Source organism: Citrobacter sp. Ca225, assembly GCF_030337175.1.
Taxonomy (GTDB): domain Bacteria; phylum Pseudomonadota; class Gammaproteobacteria; order Enterobacterales; family Enterobacteriaceae; genus Citrobacter_A; species Citrobacter_A amalonaticus.
In genome coordinates this window covers 82,226-103,748 of the sequence record NZ_JAOWCD010000052.1, presented here as the reverse complement: position 1 = coordinate 103,748, position 21,523 = coordinate 82,226, and the positions used below count along the sequence as shown (strand labels likewise).

At 54.0% G+C, this 21,523-nt stretch carries 23 protein-coding genes and 3 pseudogenes; 11 read left to right on the top strand and 15 right to left on the bottom strand.

Annotation, left to right across the window (positions count from 1 at the left end):
- Positions 1 to 68: 68 nt before the first annotated feature.
- Together OGW13_RS04795 and uspF are read left to right on the top strand one after the other, a co-directional pair.
- On the top strand, positions 69 to 281 hold the full coding sequence (locus OGW13_RS04795; RefSeq protein ID WP_043000601.1) for a KTSC domain-containing protein: 213 nt from the start codon (positions 69 to 71) through the stop codon (positions 279 to 281).
- A gap of 81 nt (positions 282 to 362) precedes the next feature.
- Positions 363 to 797 carry a universal stress protein UspF gene (gene uspF, locus OGW13_RS04790; RefSeq protein WP_043000600.1) on the top strand — a complete coding sequence of 145 codons (435 nt, stop codon included), beginning with the start codon at positions 363 to 365 and terminating at the stop codon, positions 795 to 797.
- Positions 798 to 867: 70 nt separating this feature from the next.
- Here uspF and OGW13_RS04785 read toward each other — a convergent pair whose 3' ends face one another.
- On the bottom strand, positions 868 to 2,061 hold the full coding sequence (locus tag OGW13_RS04785; protein WP_061070077.1) for a zinc-dependent alcohol dehydrogenase: 1,194 nt from the start codon (positions 2,059 to 2,061) through the stop codon (positions 868 to 870).
- A gap of 39 nt (positions 2,062 to 2,100) precedes the next feature.
- Positions 2,101 to 3,009, bottom strand: a complete 909-nt coding sequence (locus OGW13_RS04780) for an SDR family oxidoreductase (RefSeq protein WP_043000598.1) — start codon at positions 3,007 to 3,009, stop codon at positions 2,101 to 2,103.
- A 378-nt stretch (positions 3,010 to 3,387) separates the two neighbouring features.
- On the opposite strand from OGW13_RS04780, the gene OGW13_RS04775 reads away from it, so the two are divergent.
- From OGW13_RS04775 to cydB, 4 genes are all read left to right on the top strand, one after another.
- On the top strand, positions 3,388 to 3,573 hold the full coding sequence (locus tag OGW13_RS04775) for a con-10 family general stress protein (RefSeq protein ID WP_043000597.1): 186 nt from the start codon (positions 3,388 to 3,390) through the stop codon (positions 3,571 to 3,573).
- A 92-nt stretch (positions 3,574 to 3,665) separates the two neighbouring features.
- Positions 3,666 to 4,163 carry a YciE/YciF ferroxidase family protein gene (locus tag OGW13_RS04770; RefSeq protein ID WP_044267132.1) on the top strand — a complete coding sequence of 166 codons (498 nt, stop codon included), beginning with the start codon at positions 3,666 to 3,668 and terminating at the stop codon, positions 4,161 to 4,163.
- Between the two features lie 85 nt (positions 4,164 to 4,248).
- On the top strand, positions 4,249 to 5,655 hold the full coding sequence (locus OGW13_RS04765; protein WP_044257789.1) for a cytochrome ubiquinol oxidase subunit I: 1,407 nt from the start codon (positions 4,249 to 4,251) through the stop codon (positions 5,653 to 5,655).
- Positions 5,655 to 6,665, top strand: a complete 1,011-nt coding sequence (cydB, locus tag OGW13_RS04760) for a cytochrome d ubiquinol oxidase subunit II (protein ID WP_130097091.1) — start codon at positions 5,655 to 5,657, stop codon at positions 6,663 to 6,665. Before OGW13_RS04765 ends, cydB begins: the two co-directional genes overlap by 1 nt.
- 33 nt (positions 6,666 to 6,698) lie before the next feature.
- On the opposite strand, the gene OGW13_RS04755 is transcribed toward cydB, so the two are convergent.
- Both OGW13_RS04755 and OGW13_RS25675 read right to left on the bottom strand, forming a co-directional pair.
- Positions 6,699 to 7,217 carry a 2-oxo-tetronate isomerase gene (locus tag OGW13_RS04755; RefSeq protein ID WP_044257784.1) on the bottom strand — a complete coding sequence of 173 codons (519 nt, stop codon included), beginning with the start codon at positions 7,215 to 7,217 and terminating at the stop codon, positions 6,699 to 6,701.
- A gap of 11 nt (positions 7,218 to 7,228) precedes the next feature.
- Positions 7,229 to 7,333: pseudogene (locus OGW13_RS25675) on the bottom strand (DUF421 domain-containing protein); the annotation flags it as partial.
- A gap of 89 nt (positions 7,334 to 7,422) precedes the next feature.
- Here OGW13_RS25675 and OGW13_RS04750 point away from each other — a divergent pair.
- Together OGW13_RS04750 and ttcA are read left to right on the top strand one after the other, a co-directional pair.
- Positions 7,423 to 7,632: pseudogene (locus OGW13_RS04750) on the top strand (site-specific integrase); the annotation flags it as partial.
- Positions 7,633 to 7,679: 47 nt separating this feature from the next.
- Positions 7,680 to 8,615 carry a tRNA 2-thiocytidine(32) synthetase TtcA gene (gene ttcA, locus OGW13_RS04745; RefSeq protein ID WP_044267136.1) on the top strand — a complete coding sequence of 312 codons (936 nt, stop codon included), beginning with the start codon at positions 7,680 to 7,682 and terminating at the stop codon, positions 8,613 to 8,615.
- A 43-nt stretch (positions 8,616 to 8,658) separates the two neighbouring features.
- On the opposite strand, the gene dbpA is transcribed toward ttcA, so the two are convergent.
- The 4 genes from dbpA to OGW13_RS04725 all read right to left on the bottom strand — a co-directional run bounded on the left by dbpA (position 8,659) and on the right by OGW13_RS04725 (position 12,726).
- Positions 8,659 to 10,032: an ATP-dependent RNA helicase DbpA gene (gene dbpA / locus OGW13_RS04740; protein ID WP_287115758.1), complete on the bottom strand. Its 1,374-nt coding sequence runs from the start codon at positions 10,030 to 10,032 to the stop codon at positions 8,659 to 8,661.
- Positions 10,033 to 10,055: 23 nt separating this feature from the next.
- A complete protein-coding gene (ynaL, locus tag OGW13_RS04735; protein ID WP_071888396.1) occupies positions 10,056 to 10,244 on the bottom strand; it encodes a proline-rich small protein YnaL in 189 nt (62 codons plus the stop codon).
- A gap of 275 nt (positions 10,245 to 10,519) precedes the next feature.
- Complete coding sequence (gene zntB / locus OGW13_RS04730) at positions 10,520 to 11,503, bottom strand: zinc transporter ZntB (protein ID WP_043000590.1); 984 nt, start codon at positions 11,501 to 11,503, stop codon at positions 10,520 to 10,522.
- An 89-nt stretch (positions 11,504 to 11,592) separates the two neighbouring features.
- A complete protein-coding gene (locus OGW13_RS04725) occupies positions 11,593 to 12,726 on the bottom strand; it encodes a methyl-accepting chemotaxis protein (protein ID WP_043000589.1) in 1,134 nt (377 codons plus the stop codon).
- A 466-nt stretch (positions 12,727 to 13,192) separates the two neighbouring features.
- Here OGW13_RS04725 and OGW13_RS04720 point away from each other — a divergent pair.
- Positions 13,193 to 13,361: pseudogene (locus OGW13_RS04720) on the top strand (hypothetical protein); the annotation flags it as partial.
- Between the two features lie 30 nt (positions 13,362 to 13,391).
- Positions 13,392 to 14,624 carry a sensor domain-containing diguanylate cyclase gene (locus OGW13_RS04715; protein ID WP_099433042.1) on the top strand — a complete coding sequence of 411 codons (1,233 nt, stop codon included), beginning with the start codon at positions 13,392 to 13,394 and terminating at the stop codon, positions 14,622 to 14,624.
- Between the two features lie 44 nt (positions 14,625 to 14,668).
- Here OGW13_RS04715 and pcaC read toward each other — a convergent pair whose 3' ends face one another.
- From pcaC to OGW13_RS04685, 6 genes are read right to left on the bottom strand one after another with little or no spacing between them, the layout of a single operon-like run.
- Entirely contained in the window at positions 14,669 to 15,058 is a 390-nt protein-coding gene (gene pcaC / locus OGW13_RS04710) for a 4-carboxymuconolactone decarboxylase (RefSeq protein WP_043000587.1), read from the bottom strand.
- Entirely contained in the window at positions 15,048 to 15,812 is a 765-nt protein-coding gene (gene pcaD, locus OGW13_RS04705; RefSeq protein ID WP_044267145.1) for a 3-oxoadipate enol-lactonase, read from the bottom strand. The genes pcaC and pcaD overlap by 11 nt, the downstream gene beginning before the upstream one ends.
- Positions 15,790 to 17,154, bottom strand: a complete 1,365-nt coding sequence (locus OGW13_RS04700) for a 3-carboxy-cis,cis-muconate cycloisomerase (RefSeq protein ID WP_287115757.1) — start codon at positions 17,152 to 17,154, stop codon at positions 15,790 to 15,792. Before OGW13_RS04700 ends, pcaD begins: the two co-directional genes overlap by 23 nt.
- Positions 17,155 to 17,163: 9 nt before the next feature.
- Entirely contained in the window at positions 17,164 to 18,366 is a 1,203-nt protein-coding gene (pcaF, locus tag OGW13_RS04695; RefSeq protein ID WP_287115773.1) for a 3-oxoadipyl-CoA thiolase, read from the bottom strand.
- A 9-nt stretch (positions 18,367 to 18,375) separates the two neighbouring features.
- Positions 18,376 to 19,032: a 3-oxoacid CoA-transferase subunit B gene (locus OGW13_RS04690; RefSeq protein ID WP_043000583.1), complete on the bottom strand. Its 657-nt coding sequence runs from the start codon at positions 19,030 to 19,032 to the stop codon at positions 18,376 to 18,378.
- Between the two features lie 10 nt (positions 19,033 to 19,042).
- Positions 19,043 to 19,732 carry a 3-oxoacid CoA-transferase subunit A gene (locus OGW13_RS04685; protein WP_287115756.1) on the bottom strand — a complete coding sequence of 230 codons (690 nt, stop codon included), beginning with the start codon at positions 19,730 to 19,732 and terminating at the stop codon, positions 19,043 to 19,045.
- Positions 19,733 to 19,902: 170 nt separating this feature from the next.
- On the opposite strand from OGW13_RS04685, the gene OGW13_RS04680 reads away from it, so the two are divergent.
- Complete coding sequence (locus OGW13_RS04680) at positions 19,903 to 20,709, top strand: IclR family transcriptional regulator domain-containing protein (RefSeq protein WP_043000581.1); 807 nt, start codon at positions 19,903 to 19,905, stop codon at positions 20,707 to 20,709.
- Here the strand turns inward: OGW13_RS04680 and smrA are convergent.
- Positions 20,706 to 21,269, bottom strand: a complete 564-nt coding sequence (gene smrA, locus OGW13_RS04675; protein ID WP_043000580.1) for a DNA endonuclease SmrA — start codon at positions 21,267 to 21,269, stop codon at positions 20,706 to 20,708. The two genes, OGW13_RS04680 and smrA, sit on opposite strands and share 4 nt — an antisense overlap.
- Positions 21,270 to 21,523 lie beyond the last annotated feature (254 nt).

The window sequence follows — 21,523 nt, the reverse complement described above, 5'->3', positions numbered from 1 at the left end:
ACGAAGACTAAAATCCCCGTGGGTTAAATGATATATTCATGGTATGACCTGCCGTCGAGGATGCTGCCATGAACCATCAGCCTGTAAAATCATCACGAATTGCCTCCGTCGGCTATGACGAGAAATCCTCTACGCTTGAAATTCGTTTCTACCAGACCGGTGTTCTGCAATATCGCGGAGTTCCTGCGCATATATACCGAAATTTTCTTTCTGTGGTCTCAAAAGGCCGATTTTATGACGGGGTTATTAAGGGAAAGTACCCGGAAATCAAAAGCAAATAATGTTGAATTGTGATCTTTGTCATTGTACTGAATCGGTGATAAGACGTTACACTTTATAGGGATACTCAAACAGGAGGTTTAATGAACAGAACAATTCTTGTACCTATCGATATTTCAGACTCAGAATTAACTCAACGTGTGATTAATCATGTCGAAGCCGAGGCGAAAATTGACGATGCTCAGGTTCATTTCCTGACCGTCATTCCGTCTCTGCCTTACTATTCTGCACTGGGCCTGGCCTACTCTGCGGAGTTGCCTGCCATGGACGATCTGAAAGCCGAAGCGAAATCTCAACTGGAAGAGATTATCAAGAAGTTCACTATCCCGTCGGACAGAGTGCAGATCCATGTCGTTGAAGGCTCGCCAAAAGATAAGATTCTGGAAATGGCGAAAACACTGCCTGCGGATATGGTGATTATCGCATCCCACCGTCCGGACATTACCACCTATCTGTTAGGGTCGAACGCCGCTGCCGTGGTACGCCATGCAGAGTGTTCCGTTCTGGTCGTACGCTAACATTTTCAGCCCGCACATCGCTGCGGGCTTTTCGTTGTGCCATAACCGGTGTTGCTGATCAATCCACGCCTCAGACGGTGGCCTTTTCTTGCGTCAGACCAGGCACCAGAATCACTTTTCGACACGCCTCTTCACGCTTTTCAAATATTTCGTAACCCCGCGCGGCCTCTTCGAGTGGCATATGGTGAGTCACGATTTCTTCCGGTGTCAGTAGCCCCTGTTCAATGAGACTAAGCAGATCCGGCAGATAAGCATGCACGTGGGTCTGACCCATTTTGAAGGTCAGTCCTTTGTCAAAGGCATCACCAAACATGAATCCATGAATAAAACCGGCATACACGCCAGGGACGCTGACGACCCCACCACGGCGCACAGCGGCGATACATTGCCGGAGCGCTTTACCGCTGCTGCCTTCAATTTTCAACGTGCTCAGTACGGTTTCTGTCAGACTGCCCTTCGCCTCAAAACCGACAGCATCAATCACCGCATCCACACCGCGATGTCCGGGCGTGTTATCAATGATCCATTCTGCCGGATCGTCGTTTTTATCAAAATTAATCGGGATCGCGCCGTAACGCTGATGCGCAAACTCGAGCCGGTAGTCGTTATGATCAATGATAAAAATATGCTCCGCACCGTTCAGCCGGGCACAGGCGGCGCAGAGTAAACCCACCGGGCCCGCGCCAAAGATAGCCACGCTTGAACCCTGCCTGATGTCGGCATTCTTCACCGCTTGCCACGCTGTTGGCAAAATATCTGACAGAAAAAGCACCTTTTCATCAGGCAATGTATCCGGCACTTTGAAGGGGCCGGCATTCGCCTTCGGGACGCGGACAAATTCTGCCTGCCCGCCAGGGATCCCGCCGTAGAGATCGCTGTAGCCAAACAGCGCGGCGGGCGGCGTGATGTTTTTACGGTTCAGGGCTGCACCTTTACCGCTGTTGGTATTTTCGCAGGCGGCATATTGATGCAGATGACAGAAAAAGCACTCACCACAGGCGATGACAAAAGGTATCACCACCCGATCGCCTTTACTGACTGCCGTCACCTCCGGACCGGTCTCCACCACTTCGCCCATAAACTCATGACCAAAAATATCGCCATGATGCGTACCAGGGATTTTGCCGCGGTAAAGATGCAAATCCGATCCGCAAATGGCGGTGGCGGTCACGCGAAGAATAATATCGTCCGGCGCCTCAAGGCCCGGATCGGGCACAGAATCAACGCTAACGTGATGCGGGCCATGATAAGTGAGTGCTTTCATTCACATTTCTCCTGTCGTCATTGGCTGGCAAACCGCGCGTTATAAGGTCCCGGTGCCACCGTCTGAACACCAGACCTGACCGGACGTGTAGCTGTTCTCTGGTGCCGCCAGCGTGACATACAGCGGTGCGATCTCCGCCGGTTGACCGGGTCGACCAAGCGGGGACTGCGCGCCAAATTTCTCGATTTTTTCCTGTGGCTGACCTCCGCAGCACTGCAACACCGTCCAGTAGGGACCCGGCGCGACGGCGTTAACCCGAATCCCCTTCGGCGCCAGTTGTTTCGCCAGCGATTTGGTGAAGACGGCGATCGCCGCTTTGGTCTGCGCATAATCCAACAGGATATCGCTCGGTTCATACGCCTGGACTGAGGTGGTGTTAATGATCACACTGCCCGATGAGAGATGACGAAGTGCAGCCTTCGTAATCCAGAATGTCGCGTAAACATTGGTCTTGAACGTGGCATCAAACGCTTCGGTAGTGAGATCGTCAATTGACTCACAGAATTGCTGGCGCCCCGCGTTATTCACCAGGATATCCAGCCCGCCTAACGCATCTACCGCCTGGTTAACCAGCGTCTGGCAGAAGGTTTCATCGCGGATATCACCCGGAATCGCGGCCACGTTCCTGCCTGCTTTTTTAATCAGTTCAACCACTTCACGGGCATCTTCTTCTTCATCAGGTAAATAATTAATAGCCACATCGGCACCTTCCCGCGCATAAGCAATCGCCACCGCGCGACCAATACCGGAATCGCCCCCGGTGATTAAGACTTTCTTGCCGTTAAGCCTGCCGCTCCCTTGATAGCTCTCTTCGCCATGATCGGGACGGGGCTGCATTTTACTGGCAAGTCCTGGAAAAGGTTGTTTTTGGTGCGGAAATGGCGGAGCCGGAAAATGCTCAGAATGCGTTTTATTGGTGATCTGCTTTTGATTATTCTGGTCAGCCATGCGTTTACCTCTCGTTATTTTTCCTACGGACTTTTAAGCGTAGAACAAAATTGGCGAGAAGGTTCTTAAAGCCGTCTGAGTGATTAATTTTCGGTCATTCAAACGCCGCCTCTTAATGAATACTGTTTTATTCTGAAGACTATTTTTTTAATCGCCCTGCGCTCAGGCAGTTACATACCAACATTTACAAAACCCTCATAAAATAAGCGAGGCGGGTGTTTTCGATAATATATTGAAAAGTAACCCGTCAATTTTTTCTGATTTTTTGTGGAAATTTGACTCCTCGCGGATAGCCGCTAACTTTAAGCCCTGAACAACGACGGATACAAATTACATTTTTGTATCTGACTGACATAACCGATATACAAGAGGTGAGATATGGCAGAGCATCGTGGTGGTTCCGGTAATTTCGCAGAAGACCGTGATAAAGCATCTGAAGCGGGTAAAAAAGGCGGTCAGCACAGCGGCGGGAACTTCAAAAACGATCCGCAGCGTGCATCAGAAGCAGGAAAAAAAGGCGGTCAGAACAGCCATAGTGGCGGACGTAAGTCTGATAACTCCTGATTGTAAGACTGCTTTAGCCTTTAATAAATAAAGTGTCCTGCGGGTCTGTCTGTAGACTCGCAGTTATTTTTTCTGAACCGGGAGAGGATGTTATGAATATGAAAACGCTCGAGGATGTTTTCATCCATTTACTTTCAGACACCTATAGCGCGGAAAAACAATTAACCCGTGGTCTGGCGAAACTGGCCCGCGCGGCCTCTGACGAAAAACTCAGCGCCGCGTTTAATGCGCACCTGGAAGAAACTCAAGGGCAAATTGCGCGTATAGACCAGATAATCGAACAGGAACCGAAGATTAAGATTAAACGCATGAAATGCGTAGCGATGGAAGGCTTAATTGAAGAAGCCAATGAGGTCATCGAAAGTACAGAAAAAAATGAAGTTCGCGATGCTGCATTAATTGCGGCCGCCCAAAAAGTTGAGCACTATGAAATTGCCAGTTACGGCACGCTGGCAACCCTCGCCGAACAGTTGGGCTATCCCGCCGCGGTAAAACTTCTGGCGCAAACGCTTGAAGAAGAAAAAGAAACCGATTTGAAATTAACTGACCTGGCGGTCGGTAATATCAATAGAAGTGCGGAGAAACGATAACCGCGCCCGAGGTTATTGGTTGGTAAGAAAAAACAGTTTTGTTGCGCTCTGCTTATGGCAGCGCTTTGTCATGGGGTAGCATACCGTGCCTGAACTTGATGCTTTTCATCTGGCCCGTTTTCAGTTCGCCTTCACTGTCTCTTTTCACATTCTTTTCCCGGCGATTACCATTGGGCTGGCCAGCTATCTGGTGGTACTGGAAGGAATGTGGCTGCGCACGCACAACAACCTCTGGCGTTCGCTTTACAACTTCTGGCTAAAAATCTTTGCCGTCAATTTTGGCATGGGCGTCGTTTCCGGTCTGGTGATGGCCTACCAGTTCGGCACAAACTGGAGCGGCTTTTCCCAGTTTGCCGGCAGTATTACCGGCCCACTGCTGCTTTACGAAGTGCTCACCGCCTTCTTCCTGGAGGCGGGTTTTCTGGGCGTGATGCTGTTTGGCTGGAACAGAGTTTCTCCAGCGCTGCATTTTTTCACCACCTGCATGGTGGCACTGGGAACGCTGATGTCCACTTTCTGGATCCTCGCGTCAAACAGCTGGATGCAGACGCCGCAAGGTTTCAGCATTGAAAACGGTCATGTGATCCCGCAGGACTGGATGGCGATCATTTTCAACCCCTCCTTTCCGTATCGTCTGTTCCATATGTCGATCGCCGCCTTCCTGAGTAGCGCGATGTTTGTGGGAGCCTCTGCCGCCTGGCATTTACTTCGCGGCAACGACACGCCGGCCATCCGCAAAATGTTTTCCATGGCGATGTGGATGGCGTTAATCGTCGCGCCGATTCAGGCGGTGGTCGGCGATATGCACGGTCTCAATACCCTTGAGCATCAGCCGGTAAAAATTGCCGCTATCGAAGGCCACTGGGAAAACGCGCCCGGCGAGGCTACACCGCTCTTGCTGTTTGGGATGCCGGACATGGAAGAGGAGCGCACAAAATACGGTCTGGAGATCCCGGCACTGGGTAGTTTAATCCTGACCCACAGTCTGGATAAACAGGTTCCTGCGCTGAAGGATTATCCCAAAGAAGATCGCCCTAACTCCCCTGTTGTCTTCTGGTCGTTTCGTATCATGGTAGGCATAGGTTTACTCATGATTGCGCTGGGTCTCTGTAGCGTCTGGCTGCGCTGGCGCCAGCGCCTGTATCAGTCTCGCCCGTTCCTGTGGTTTGCGCTGGGAATGGGCCCTGCCGGACTACTGGCGCTGTTGGCGGGTTGGGTCACGACGGAAGCAGGACGTCAACCGTGGGTGATCTACGGATTCTTACGCACCCGCGATGCGGTGTCATTACACAGCACGATGCAAATGGTCATCAGCTTGCTGGTCTTTATCATCGTCTACTGTGCTGTTTTTGGCGTGGGTTATTACTACATTTTCAGGCTCATTCGCAAAGGTCCGCAACCTGTCAGTGAACTGACGTCACAAACGGATGGCACCCCGGCTCGCCCCCTCTCGGCGGCAGAACCGGTGACGGATGAAGAGGAGAAGGCGTAATGGGTATCGATATCACCGTAATGTGGTTTGTCATCATTATCTTTGCCACGCTGATGTACATCGTGATGGATGGTTTCGATCTGGGCATTGGGATGTTGTTCAGCATGGTTCACGACGCTGGCGAGCGTGACGCGATGGTAAACAGCGTGGCACCCGTCTGGGACGGTAATGAGACCTGGCTGGTGCTCGGCGGCGCGGGCCTTTTTGGCGCGTTCCCGCTGGCCTATGCGGTGATCACCGACGCACTGGCGATTCCGCTGACAATGATGCTCATCGGCCTGATTTTTCGTGGTGTGGCCTTTGAGTTTCGCTTTAAGGCGACACCTTCCCACCGACCATTCTGGGATTACGCCTTTGCCGGCGGTTCGCTGCTCGCGACATTCAGCCAGGGCATTGTGGTGGGAGCGGTGATTAACGGCTTCGAGGTGACAGAACGCCGTTTTGCCGGCTCAGCACTGGACTGGCTCACCCCCTTCAACCTCTTTTGCGGCGTCGGCCTGATCGTCGCCTATCTGCTGCTCGGCACCAGTTGGCTGATTATGAAAAGCGAGGGTTCGCTGCAAGCGCGAATGCGCGTCCTGACCCGTAAAGTCCTCCTCGCCCTGTTGGGGGTTATTGCGGTGGTGAGCGTCTGGACGCCGCTCGGCTGGCCCGCTATCGCCGAACGGTGGTTTACCCTGCCCAATTTCTTCTGGTTTGTCCCGGTGCCCATTCTTGTGCTGGTATTGAGCCTGTGGATTTGGCGACTGAGCGCAGAGATGAACAGCCATGCGCGCCCCTTTATTCTGACGCTGGGTTTGATTTTCCTCGGCTTCAGTGGGCTGGGCATCAGCTTATGGCCGCATATTATCCCACCGCATATCACGCTGTGGGAGGCGGCAGCACCGCCTGCCAGCCAACGGTTTATGCTGGTGGGAACCCTGCTGATTATCCCGGTCATTTTGATGTACACCGCCTGGAGCTACTTTGTCTTCCGCGGCAAGGTTTCCGGGGGTGAAGGCTATCATTGAGCGTCAGATCGCAGAGCGTATTGATCACTGGGGTCAACGCCCCTCCCAGGCAGAGATCTCTTCCAGGAGCACTGCAAGGCTGAAACGGACTGCTTTTTCGATAACATCCTGACACTCACCAGAAAAAAGCTCGCGCTTTGTGACAATCTCCCCGCGGAGATTCCACGCAAACCAGACCGTTCCGGCGGGCGTTCCGTCTTCCCCACCGTCCGGACCGGCGTACCCACTGATGGCAATGCTGATATCGGTCCCGGCACGCTCGCGTATGCCCGTGGACATCTCTTTGACCGTCTGTTCACTCACTGCGGTATATTTTTCCAGCGTACTGGCCTGTACGCCGAGCAGTGTCTGCTTCGCCCTGTCACTGAAGGTAATAACACCAATATCATAAAAGGCGGCGGTATCGGATTCCGCACAGAGTGCCGTCGCCAGATTACCGCCGGTGCAGGACTCAGCGGTGGTTAACGATAATCCTCGGTCAATGAACACATTGGCTAGCTGTTTCGTGAGTTCGCCGGTGGTTTTCGCTTCGTTATAGGCTGCTTCATTCATCCTTCTTCTCCTTAGCTTTCATCAGGAATAACGGAAATATGATCATTACGCTCCAGAATGGCGTATTGACTTTTTGCGGGCTCCGTAATGCCCTGATTCTGTCGCACCGTGACCAGGCTAATCATCGTCAGCGTCGCACCAGTGACAGAAAATCATTGCCTGACCAGAATTCAGAAGTAAGTTTAAGCCGTTTACCGTCGGACGTGTAAAAGGTGCTGGTATTCGTCGCCGTAATCCGTACCATACGCGACATACTTTTGCCTGTAGGCTTCGCTCAACCGAAGCGTTCACGTCTTTTATTGCAAACCCGATGGGGCATAAAACGCGCGCAGGTGGTATATGAAATTGACGTAGCCTGAATCGACGTATTGACGACGAGCAGACTGCCAGGCGAAACGCAAAACTGGCACGGTGATACGCGTGTCGTGACATGCCCCTTTCCGGTGTTCGAGACAGTAAATAATGTTAGAAAATCAACAAGCGACGAAGAAAGAACAGTACAACCTGAATAAATTGCAGAAACGTCTGCGCCGTAACGTCGGCGAAGCGATTGCCGATTTCAATATGATTGAAGATGGCGACCGGATCATGGTCTGCCTGTCCGGTGGTAAAGACAGCTACACCATGCTGGAAATTTTGCGCAATCTACAGCAAAGCGCCCCGATTAGCTTTTCGCTGGTTGCCGTTAACCTGGATCAGAAACAGCCCGGTTTCCCTGAACACATTCTGCCTGAGTATCTTGAGCAACTGGGCGTTGAGTACAAAATAGTTGAAGAGAACACGTATGGGATCGTGAAAGATAAGATCCCGGAAGGCAAAACCACCTGCTCTCTTTGTTCACGCCTGCGTCGCGGTATTCTGTATCGCACGGCGACGGAGCTGGGTGCGACTAAAATTGCGCTGGGTCACCATCGCGACGACATTCTGCAAACCCTGTTCCTGAATATGTTCTACGGCGGGAAAATGAAAGGGATGCCGCCGAAACTGATGAGCGATGATGGTAAACATATCGTGATCCGCCCACTGGCTTACTGCCGTGAGAAGGATATCGAACGCTTTGCTGAAGCCAAAGGCTTCCCGATCATCCCTTGCAACCTGTGCGGTTCGCAACCAAACCTGCAACGTCAGGTGATTGCCGATATGCTGCGTGACTGGGATAAGCGTTATCCAGGCCGTATTGAAACCATGTTCAGCGCCATGCAGAACGTGGTGCCTTCACACCTGAGCGACATTAACCTGTTCGACTTCAAAGGGATTAAGCACGGTTCTGACGTTGTTGATGGCGGCGATCTGGCATTTGATCGTGAAGAGATCCCGCTCCAGCCTGCAGGCTGGCAACCGGAAGAAGACGATAATCAGCTTGATGAACTTCGCCTGAACGTTGTCGAAGTGAAGTAATAGCCATGGGCCGGATCGTTTTCATCTCCGGCCCAACTCGGGTTTATTTCAGTAAACGCACCCGACAGGTTTTACCTTTAATCTTCCCATTCTGCAGTTGTTTCCATGCCTTATGCGCGACCGACTGACGGACCGCCACATAGACATGCGCCGGATGCACGGTAATTTTGCCAATGTCCGCGCCATCCAGACCCATATCTCCAGTTAACGCCCCCAGCACATCGCCTGGTCGCATTTTGGCTTTCTTGCCACCGTCGATACACAATGTCGCCATTTCGGCGACCAGCGGCGCGATGCTGCGTTGCGTTGGCGCAGGGACCCAGTTAAGGCGGATCTGCAGCATTTCAGAGAGAATATTCGCCCGCTGCGCCTCTTCCGGAGCACAAAAACTGATAGCCAGACCGCTGTTCCCGGCGCGCGCGGTACGGCCAATCCGGTGGACGTGCACCTCCGGATCCCACGCCAGTTCGAAATTCACCACCAGCTCCAGCGATTTGATATCAAGCCCGCGGGCCGCAACATCCGTCGCCACCAGCACCCGCGCGCTGCCGTTGGCAAAACGCACCAGCGTTTGATCGCGGTCTCGCTGTTCCAGATCGCCATGAAGCGCCAGCGCGCTTTGCCCGGCCTCATTGAGCGCATCGCACACCGTCTGACAATCCTTTTTAGTATTACAGAACACCACGCAGGAAGCCGGCTGATGCTGACTGAGCAACGTTTGCAACAGCGGTATCTTACCGTGCGCAGAGGTTTCAAAGAATTGCTGTTCGACGGCGGGGAGCGCATCCACCGTGTCAATTTCGATAGCGAGCGGATTTCGCTGCACGCGACCGCTGATTGCGGCAATCGCTTCCGGCCAGGTGGCCGAAAACAATAGCGTCTGACGCGACGCGGGCGCGAAACGGATCACCTCGTCGATTGCCTCACTGAATCCCATATCCAGCATCCGGTCTGCTTCATCCATCACCAGCGTGGTCAACGCGTCCAGCGAAACGGTGCCCTTTTGCAAATGGTCGAGCAAACGACCAGGCGTGGCGACGATAATATGCGGCGCGTGCTGAAGAGAATCGCGCTGTGCTCCGAAGGGTTGACCACCGCAAAGCGTCAGGATTTTGGTATTCGGTAAGAAACGCGCCAGACGACGTAGTTCACCGGCCACCTGATCCGCCAGTTCGCGCGTCGGGCACAGAACCAGCGACTGCGTCTGAAACAGAGTGGCATCAATATGCTGTAACAAACCGAGACCAAATGCAGCCGTTTTACCGCTGCCGGTTTTTGCCTGCACCCGCACATCCTGCCCGGCAAGGATCGCTGGCAGCGCCGCCGCCTGGACGGGGGTCATGGACAGATACCCCAACTCGTTCAGATTCTCGAGCTGGGCGGCGGGTAATACATTCAGAGTAGCAAAAGCAGTCACAATTTAATCTCACGGTAAACGACTCACAGTCGGCAGGCGCGTATCCTCGCAGATCTGCGGCTGTGATGCGACAACTTAATCGGTACTTCGTCGGGCGGCGGGTCGGGCATCGGCTGTGGACGTGGGATCGGATCGGGCACAGGAACGGGATCGGTGGGAACGGGATCCGAGAAATGAATGTCTTGTTGGCGGTGAGTTAACAGATGGAACATTTTTGCCTCCGGGATTTCATTGGCTCCCTTTCAGGGTAGTCGCTGAAAACGTACAGGCAAAAAAAAGCCGACTTATTTAAGTCGGCGTCGTACGAATCAATTGTGCTATGCAGTAATTCAAAAAAGGAAGTAAGACAATATGGAGCGCAACGCCCATCGCTTGACGTTGCATTCACCTGCAAGAGTGATATTGCCCCGAACAGGCGTGCTATTTATTGACTTCGCTCAATCTTAAAGCCGTTTTTAGGCAGAGAAATCTCTTAAAACACCCGTTTTTACAACCATTTACTACGATGCAACCATAAAGTAACACCACCAATCAGAACCACTAACAGAATACAAAAGAGTGAAAAGCCAAATTGCCACCCTCCACCGGGTATGCCGCCGAGATTGACGCCGAACAGTCCGGTCAGAAACGTGCTGGGAAGGAAAACCATCGCCATCAATGACATGGTATAGGTACGTCTTGCCAGCGACTCCTGCATTACCTGGGCAATTTCATCCGCCATAACGCCCGTGCGGGCGATACAGGCATCAATTTCATCCAGCCCCCTGCCCAGTCGGTCGGCAATATCTTGCATCCGGCGTCGCTGATCGTCCGTCATCCACGCCAGACGCTCGCTAGCCAGTCGCGAATAGACATCGCGCTGCGGCGCCATATAGCGGCGCATCACAATCAATTGTTTTCGTAATAACGCGAGGAAGCCGCGCGGCGGGATTTGCTGATCGAGCAGATTGTCTTCAAGATCGATGATTTTATCGTGTAACTGTTCGATAAATTCACTGGCGTGATCGGTCAGCGCATCGCATACGTCCACCAGCCAACCGCCGCAGTCAACTGGCCCGGTGCCTTCCTGGAGATCGCTGACGACATCGTCGAGCGCCAGCACCTTCCGCTGACGCGTGGAGACAATCAGCCGTTCATCCATATACAGACGCATCGCCACCAGTTGGTCCGGACGCTCATCCGTGCTGCCATTGATACAGCGCAGCGTAATAAGCGTCCCTTCACCCAGACGGCTGACGCGTGGACGAAGGCTTTCTCCCGCCAGCGCATCCCTGACATTATTCGGCAGTAGCGGCGTCGTCGCCAGCCATTGCGCGCTGTCCGGATGCGTGTAGTTCAGATGCAGCCAGCACGGATGCTCACGGCTGATCACATCATCATCTTCCAGCGGTTTTACACCGCCCTTGCCATCCAGCAACCAGGCAAATACTGCATCCGGCACACTAACTTGAGACCCTTTAATGGCTTCCATTTTGCCTCCCATACTTCGCGCTTTTCTGGTTAGTCTAGCTGTCGACGTATGTTAAGCAACCACTCATTCTCCCAATGTGTTATCAGGGCTTATGAAAACCCGCGAGCGTAGCGCTTGTGCGCTGAGGGAGAAATCGCTTCTGTTGCATCACTTAAACGGAACTGATGGGTTTTCGACTGGAGATCGACAACCTGTGATTTCAGTACATCCGACGATCCGGATAATTCATCCACCATCAACGCGTTACTTTGAGTAACTTTTTCCAGTTCATTCATTGCCTGGGTTATCTGATTTATTCCTTTTTCCTGTTCCGCCGTGGTGGTTGATATTTCATGCATCAACTGACTTAACTGCCCAGCGCCCTGGACGATTTCCTGCATATTCTTTTCTGTCTCGCCCACAACCGTTGCGCCTTGCTGCACATTTTGATGGGTGACGTCGATAAGCCCCCGAATATTTTTTGCGGCTTCGGCACTTCTGTGCGCCAGATTTCGCACCTCCGTCGCCACCACGGAAAATCCTTTTCCCTGCTCACCGGCGCGCGCCGCTTCGACTGCGGCATTCAGGGCCAGAATATTGGTCTGAAACGCAATATCATCAATCAGGGTAATTATTTCTGTCATTTGCTGGGTACAAGTCGTAATCGAATGCATGTTGCTGGCAACCTGAACCATTAATTCGCTGCCTTTGTATGCACATTGCATCGCGCTATTGGCCTGCTGGTTAGCGAGTCGCGTGTGGTCAGCGTTGTTACGCGTACTGGCGGCCATCTGTTCCATGCTGGCCGCCGTCTGGATTAAAGAGGCAGACTGCTGCTCCGTTTTTACGGATAATTCAGCGCTACGGGCGGCCAGTTGCTCTGACAACAACAGCGCCGTCTTCGAGGAAAGTCGGATCTCACGTACCAGCGTCGCGATACTGCCGGATAAGCTGTTGATACCCGGAATCAGTCTCCCGGCACAGTTATTACCAAATTCGGGAATATAAACGGCGAGATTTCCCGCTGTCACCTGTTCAATACTTTTCTTTACGGTATTAATGGGCGTGACAAGATATATTGTCATGTAGCACCATAAGGCGAATAGCGCCAACAAAAAAATCACGTTCATTGAAATAATAACCGGTAGCCTGACCGAGTACATTATTTGCACAGTGTTAATCAGGCCAAAGGTAAATAGTAGAAATACGATAATAAATGTTCTGACGCTAATGTGTTTTAACATTTTAAACCTGTTAGAGGTTAATATGGCAGGTCATATTTATATAGCATCAGAAAAGCATATATTCTTCTCGTTCCGCTCTCTGTCCAAACTTCACGCAGAGATCCATAAAATTTACCTTAAAGAAGGATATTGCCGATTAAGTTTACCTTATGCTTATTGTTCATCATGAGGTGAGGCCGCTTTCCCTTACCCTCCCAAGCGATTCTACTGCTTAACAATTAAGTGATACGACACTCATCATTGATGAACGTTTAATCTGGCTTAAATGATTAGATTTCATAACGTGTTAATAAGCGCACTCGTGCTCTTGCCGCTTTTCGCCTCTGGACGTTAATGAGGTGGGCAAAAATTCCAGTAGCTGACCTTTCATTTCTCATGCGAATGGATGAATCCCTGCTAAATTTAACTGCACGACAGACATTCGATGGAAAGCCAGATGTTGCACGTATCATGGGCGCCCGTTTGAATCAGCATCTCGTTTCTTGTTGCGTTCATCGCTGCATTTGTCTCCCTCGACAGCGTGCGCGTGTAAAGTGGCTATTTCTGTGCGGCGAGAATCGGCATTCTGGCGCTTATCGGGCGGTATTACGCTTGGTATGGGGATCTGGTCAATGCATTTCATCGGCATGGTCGCACAATAATTAATAAAAAGAACAGGATTACTGATGATTGCGCACAACCTGAATGCACTGGATTTATTAACACAGCCGGTCTGGATCGTCTCCCCCTGTACCGAAGAATTAGTTTTTGCCAATCGTATCGCCAGAGAGGTGATGCAAGGGTACACCTTCAGCCAGCTGCGTAAAGGGGTGTATTCCACCCATGCGCAGAATACGTTGCCGAACTATATTACCGATCTTCGCCGCCAGCGGGATATTGTCGAGATTCTGACGGTGCCTCGTGAAAATCATCAGGCCGCACTCACCTGTCGGTTATCGATTAACGATCTGCCAGGAACCGGTGAAGTCATTCTGTTCGAAGGCATTGATATCCCGGCGGTACAGGGGTTGAAAGCCAGCCGGTCTGCCACCTATCAGCGTAAAAAACAGGGATTTTATGCCCGATTTTTTCTCACGAACTCCGCCCCGATGCTGCTGATCGATCCGTCAAGAGATGGTCTGATTGTCGACGCCAACCTAGCGGCGCTCAATTTCTACGGCTACAGCCTGGAGGCGATGTGCCAAAAACACACATGGGAAATCAATATGTTGGGTCGCCAGATTCTGCCTGTTATGCATGAAATTGCGCGACTGCCGGGTGGGCATAAGCCGCTGAATTTTGTCCATAAAATTGCCGATGGCACCACCCGCCATGTGCAAACCTATGCCGGGCCGATTGAAATCTACGGCGACAGACTGATGTTGTGCATCATTCACGATATTACCGAGCAGAAACGTCTTGAACAGGAACTGGAGCGCGCCGCCCTGCATGACGCACTTACTGGATTGCTCAATCGCCGCCAGTTCTATCAACTGACCGAACAGGGGCAGATGCAGCATCTCACCCTGGCCCAGGACTACAGCCTGCTGCTCATTGATACCGATCGGTTTAAAAGCATTAATGACCTGTATGGTCACCTGAAAGGCGATGAGGTTCTCTGCGAGCTGGCGCGAAACCTGGAGTCCTGCGCACGCAAAGGGGATTTAGTGTTTCGCTGGGGCGGCGAGGAGTTTGTCCTGTTGTTACCGCGCACGCCGCTGGAGACCGCGTTGCAGTTAGCCGAATCCATCCGCGCGTCGGTCGCGAAAATCGGGCTTCCCGGCCTACCGCGCTTTACCGTGAGCATTGGCGTGGCCCACCGCGAACCGAACGAAAGTATCGATGAACTGTTTAAGCGGATGGATGCTGCGCTTTACCGGGCCAAAAATGATGGCAGAAACCGGGTACTGGCCGCCTGAGAAACAGCGTCCCCGACGACACGCACCGCCGCCGGGGGCCTGATTTACTTCCCGTCGGCGTCGCGCTGGTCAAAAACTTGCTGTGCCAGATGCAATGTCGCATTGGCGGCGGGCAGACCGCAATAAAGTGCCGAATGCATGATCAGCTCTTTCAACTCCTCACGCGTCACGCCGTTGTTGAACGCGGCATTGAGATGCATTTTTAGCTCCGCTTCGCGGTTTAACGCAATCAGCATCGCAATGGTTATCATACTGCGCGTATGCCGATCCAGTCCGGGGCGGCTCCAGATATCGCCCCAGGCATAACGGGTAATAAAGTGTTGAAATTCTTCATTCAGCGGCGTCAGGTTTTCCACCGTCCTGTCAACATGCGCATCGCCCAGAACCGCCCTGCGTACGGCCATTCCCTGCTGATAACGTTCTTCATCCTGCATATTGTCCTCCCAGAAACGATAACAACGCCGCGTTCACCGCACCCGGCGCTTCAATAGTGGATAAATGGGACGCCTTCACCACAGCCAGTACCGAACCGGCAATACGCTGGTGCATAAACTGAGCGTCGTCCACCGTGGTGACGGGGTCATTTTCACCGGCAATCAGCAGCACTGGCCGTGTGATCCCGGCAATTTGCTCACGCAAATCGGCCGTTGCCAGCGCTTCACAGCAGGCGGCGTACCCTTCGGCTGACGACGCGGCGAGTTGCTCACACAATGCGGCGACCGTTTGCGGTGCCGACTGACGAAAAGCAGGGCTGAACCAGCGTTCCGGGGCGCTGGCGGCAATCTCGCGCAGTCCATTCTGACGAACGCTTTGCGCGCGGGCGCGCCAACTCGCCTCGTCGCCTATACGCGCAGCGCTGTTAATCACTGTTACGCTCAGCAATCGTTGCGGCTGATGACAGGCCAGCCACAGCCCGGTGAGTCCTCCCATTGAGATCCCGCAAAAATGCGCTGCCGGGATATCCAGGTGATCGAGTAACGCAATCACATCCTGCCCCAGCCGGGCGAGATCGGTTGGCCCCACATTGTTCGTTCCGCCATGTCCGTGGGTGTCATAACGCAGCACTCGATATTGCGCGCTCAGCGCCGCAAGCTGTGGCGCCCACATCGCAAGCGTCGTACCGAGAGAATTGGATAGCACTACCACCGGCGCGTCGTCCGGGCCATCAATCTGGTAATTCAGTTCCATGCTGTTGTTCCTCATAACGTGCAAGCACGCGTTGCACAAACTGCGCCGCGCAGCCCGTTGCCGTGCCTGGGTCCAGTAACGCCACCAGTTGAGATTCATTAAGATGGGCCATCACCTGCGGCTCCTCAACGAGTATCGAATGCAGGGAATGACCGCTTGTCACCGCGCGATGGCACAGCCTTTCAATCAGATGATGGGCATCCTGCTTGCCGATAAACGCCGCCAATGCCAGCGTGACCGATTCCGCCATCATCAGGCCCTGAGTGATATCCAGATTGTCACGCATCTTTTGCGGGAAGACCTGCATATTCAGGACGAGCGATTGGGTTTCCTCAATTGCGTGCCCGACCAGCATGACGATCTCCGGCAGAACTTCCCATTCTGCCTGCCAGCCGCCGAGCGCACGTTCATGCTGCTGTAACTGACTGTTGTAGAGTGTGGCCATCAGTCCCGGCGTTTTCTGCATGGCAGTGAGGATCGCCGCGCAGCTCACCGGATTTCGCTTGTGCGGCATCGCCGACGATCCGCCCCGACCCGCGACGGCGGGTTCGCTCACTTCCGCCACTTCGGTCTGCATCAGCAGCGCGAAGTCCTGAGCAAACTTACCGAGAGTACCGCCGACACCGGCGTACCATGCCCCCACTTCCAGCAGCCGATCGCGCTGGGTATGCCAGGGCGTATCTGGCAACGTCAACGCCAGTTCCTGCGCGAGTCGCTCTGCCACCGGTAGCGCGTTCTGCCCAAGTGACGCCAGCGTTCCCGCCGCACCGCCAAACTGCAGCACCAGCACACGCGGCAACAGCGATTGCAGGCGTTCCTGCCAGCGCAGCAGCGCATCAAGCGTACCGGCCAGTTTTAGCCCCCAGGTCACCGGCAGCGCCTGCTGCATCCAGGTGCGACCCGGCATGACGGTATGCTGATAGCGATGCGCCTGCTGAGCAAAGACCGCCGTCAATTGACTCAGCGCACATTGCGTGTGATTGAGCGCCACTCGCAATTGCAGGACCAGTCCGGTATCGATCACATCCTGGCTGGTTGCCCCCCAGTGTACGTAACGTGCGGCGTCAGGATCCTCACGCTTCACCCGCGCGGTTAAGTGTTGCACCAACGGAATGGCCAGATTGCCCGCCGCCCGCGCCGATTCTGCCAGTGCTTGTCGATCAAACTCCTGCGCATGACAAGCCTGGGTGATAGGCCCGACAGCCGTTGCCGGTATCACGCCGCAGGCCGCCTGCGCACGGGCAAGCGCGGCCTCAAAATCGAGCATCCCCTGAAGAAGCTGGATGTCTGAAAATTCTGCCGTGAGCGCCGTTCCGCGCATCAACGGGGTTAACAAGGTCATTCCTGCTCCTTACACACGTTCAATAATCAATGCGATCCCCTGGCCGACGCCAATGCACATGGTACAGAGTGCATAGCGTCCGCCGGTACGCTGCAACTGGTAAGCGGCGGTCATCGCCAGACGCCCACCTGATGCCCCCAACGGGTGACCGAGGGCAATCGCACCGCCGTTAGGATTCACCTGCGCGGCATCATCGGGTAACCCCAAATCACGCATCACCGCCAGTGCCTGCGCGGCAAACGCCTCGTTAAGCTCGATAACATCCATCTGGCCAAGCGTTAAGCCCGTCTGCGCCAGTACTTTACGGACCGCTGGCGCCGGGCCAAACCCCATAATTCGCGGGGCGACGCCGGCAGTTGCCACGCCGACAATCCGCGCCAGCGGGTGTAGACTTTGCTGTGCCATCGCCTGCTCGCTGGCGATGAGGAGCGCACAGGCACCGTCGTTAACGCCAGACGCATTGCCCGCCGACACGGTACCGTCAGGACGGACGACCCCTTTCAGCCTGGCGAGCGCCTCCATCGATGTCGCACGCGGATGTTCATCTTTGCCAAAAAGCAGCGGCTCGCCTCTTTTTTGTGACACTGTCACTGAAATTAACTCTTGTGCAAATAGCCCCTGCTCCTGAGCGGCAGCGGTTCTCAACTGGCTGCGCAGCGCAAACGCATCCTGATCGGCGCGCGTTATGCCAAACTCCTGCGCCACGTTTTCCGCCGTTTCCGGCATAGAATCCACGCCATAGCGTGCTTTCATTTGCGCGTTGATGAAGCGCCAGCCAATCGTAGTGTCTTCGATTTTCATGTTGCGGCTGAACGCATTTTCCGCTTTGCCCATCACAAACGGCGCACGTGACATGCTCTCCACGCCACCGGCGATCATCAGCTGTGTTTCGCCGCTTTTAATCGCTCTCGCGGCAATACCAATGGCATCGAGGCTGGAACCACACAGACGGTTTACCGTACTGCCCGGGACGCTTTCCGGCAACCCGGCCAGCAGCAGCGCCATCCGCGCCACGTTGCGGTTATCTTCTCCCGCCTGATTCGCACAGCCGTAAATCACGTCATCGATCGCCGCAGGATCAAGGCCTGGGTTGCGTTCAAGCAGTGCTTTCAGTGGAATAGCGGCCAGATCGTCGGCCCTGATGTTCGCCAGCGTTCCGCCGAATCGACCAAACGGTGTGCGCACTGCATCGCAGATAAATGCCTGATTCATCATAGTTCCTTATGCGCTTTGCGCCAGCGGTTCACAGCTCAGAGTCACCGGCGTCAGACGTTGCAGTTCCTCAAAAGACAGACCATTGAAAATTTCCCGGACAACCGGTCCCGAATCGGTAATGTCGATCACCGCCAGGTCGGTATAAATGCGGCTGACGCAGCCCATGCCGGTTAAGGGATAGGTACAGTGTTCAACCAGTTTGCACTCGCCGTCGCGGGTCAGATGGTCCATCATCACAAATACCTGACGCGCGCCGATCGCCAGATCCATCGCGCCGCCCACGGCGGGAATGGCGTCCGGCGCGCCGGTGCTCCAGTTGGCGAGATCCCCGGAGGCTGAGACCTGATACGCCCCCAGCACGCAGATATCCAGGTGCCCGCCGCGCATCATGGCGAAGGAGTCACCATGGTGGAAATAGCAACCGCCCTGCAACAGCGTGACGTACTCTTTCCCGGCATTAATCAGCTCCGGATCTTCTTCCCCTTCCGCCGGTTTTGGCCCCATCCCGAGCAGGCCATTTTCACTGTGCAGGAAAATCTCTTTTTCCGCAGGCAGGTAGTTGGCGATACGGGTTGGTAAACCAATCCCCAGATTGACGTATGCCCCTTCCGGGATATCCTGCGCTACGCGTCTGGCCATTTCGTCACGGGATAATTTCTTCATCGTTTACTCCTTAGGCGCGCAGCGTGGCGTGGGTGAGGTTTTCCAGAGAAAATACGCGCTGGACAAAAATCCCCGGCGTGATGACGTGCTCGGGATCAAGCTCGCCGAGAGGGACAATCTGATTCACCTCCACCACCGTGGTTTGCGCGGCGGTCGCCATGATCGGACCAAAGTTTCGTGCCGCTTTGCGGTACACCAGATTCCCCCAGCGATCGGCCTGATGCGCCTTTATCAGGGCAAAATCGGCGTTAATCGGGTATTCGAGCACATAGTTTTTCCCTTCGATGTGGCGGGTTTCTTTGCCTTCAGCCAGCGGCGTACCGTAGCCTGTTGGCGTATAGATAGCCCCCAGGCCAGCACCGGCAGCCTGAATGCGCGCCGCCAGATTCCCCTGGGGTACCAGCTCCAGTTCAACCTCGCCACGGCGATACAGGTCATCGAAAATCTGTGAATCCACCTGACGCGGAAAAGAGCAGATCATTTTGCGTACGCGTCTGGCCTTCAACAGTGCCGCCAGACCGACTTCACCGTTACCCGCATTGTTATTGATGATGGTAAGGTCGCGAGCCCCCTGCGCGATGAGCGCATCAATCAATGTGGTGGGTTGTCCGGCCGTACCAAAACCACCAATCATGATGGTCGCACCGTCCGGGATCCCGGCGATGGCCTCCTCCAGCGAAGGCACACTTTTATCAATCATCAGCTCGCTCCTTGTGGTGCGGATTTCGCACATTTTTGCGTTGTTCGCACAAAATGTGACCCACTTAACGAAGTCAGGCAAGGGCGATAATCGAAATATGGTGCGATAATCGAACATCGTTTATGTTTGTACGAAGAATGTGATCCGTGGCGAACAACGAGAGGAAAACAGTGGAAAAACATCCTGATGACCGACTGAACAACGAGACCGATCCGTTTAAGGGCGATCCAAACTATATGGCATCACTGGCACGCGGGCTGGAGGTGATTCAGGCGTTCACGCCGCAGCGACGGGTTATGTCGATATCGCAGATTAGCCAGAAAACCGGGATCCCGCGCGCGGCAGTCAGACGCTGTCTGTATACGCTGGGAAAACTGGGTTTCGTTTATGCCGAAGATGGGAAAAATTTCGAACTGCGTCCGCGGATCCTGGCACTGGGACATGCCTATCTGGCCTCCACTCCGCTGGCTCGCGCCACTCAACCGGTTCTGAAACATCTGAGTGAAATGCTCAATGAATCCTGTTCCATCGCCACCCTCGACGGTGACGATATTTTGTATATCGCCCGCGCCTCCAGCTCACGCATTATGACCATCGATCTGGACATCGGCAGTCGGCTGCCCGCGTGGTCCACCTCAATGGGACGCGTTTTGCTTAGCCATCTTTCTGAGGACAAGCTGAACGACATGCTCGGGCGCATCACCATGATCCGCTACACCTCGCAGACTGTGGATTCCGTCCCCGCCCTGCGCGCCGAACTGAAGAGAGTCCGGCAGCAGGGCTATGCGCTCAACGATCAGGAACTGGAAATGGGGCTGCGGTCCATTGCTGTGCCGCTGATGAACAGCCAGGGTCAGGTCCAGGCGGCGCTGAATGTGGGTGTACATGCCGGACAGGTGACGGCGGACGAGCTGCGCAGCCGCGTACTGCCCGAGCTGCAAAAAGCCGCGCAGGAGTTGTCGCTTTTACTGCATTAACGGCTGCGCTTGGCGTGACGTTCCCAGTTTTCCTGCTTCGCCTGTGCGGATTTACGCAACGCCACATAGCACGCTCCGCTGCCGCCGTGATGTGGCAGCGCCGTGCAGTAGGCCTGAACCTCGTCGAATTCGGTCAACCAGCGTGCCAGATAGCTGCGCACGATGTTGGCATGTGAGTTATCGTCTCGCCCTTTACCGTGAATGATCAGCACATTGCGCAGTCCATCGCGTAACGACTGGAGCAGAAAGCTGTACAGCTGTTGACGACAGGCTTCCACCGGCTGACGCAACAGATTGAGGCTCGCCTGCTGGCTGTATTTCCCCGTACGCAGCTTATCGAGTACGCCCTGTTGCAGCCCCTCACGGCGAAACTCTAAAGGTTGCGCCAGCGGGACGATCTCCAGAAAACCGGTGGTGAGAAAATTATCAAGCTGGAGTGTATCAATACGTTGCGGGGTCCGCACATTGCGCACGGGCTGCCAGTGTACGTCGGCGCAACGTTTCAGCGGCTGAACATCCTCCATGGCGTCAAGAAATAACGATTTGTCGTCAAGATTCATGCTGTGTCCTCCCGCTTTTTAAAGGCAGCTACTATCATAGCCGTCCCCCTGGAGGGCGACAACGGTTTACAGATGCTTCCAGTAAACATCCACGTGTCACATACCTTTGCTTTACTAATTAACGCTGGTTTTACTCAGAGTAAAACAGTGCAGCAGTGCCGTTTAATCTGGTTGATTTACCTTAGATTTTCGTGAAATCAATCACTCCAGTTTGCTGGCATAGTTAAACGGTTCTTGCTATAAGACATTACCCG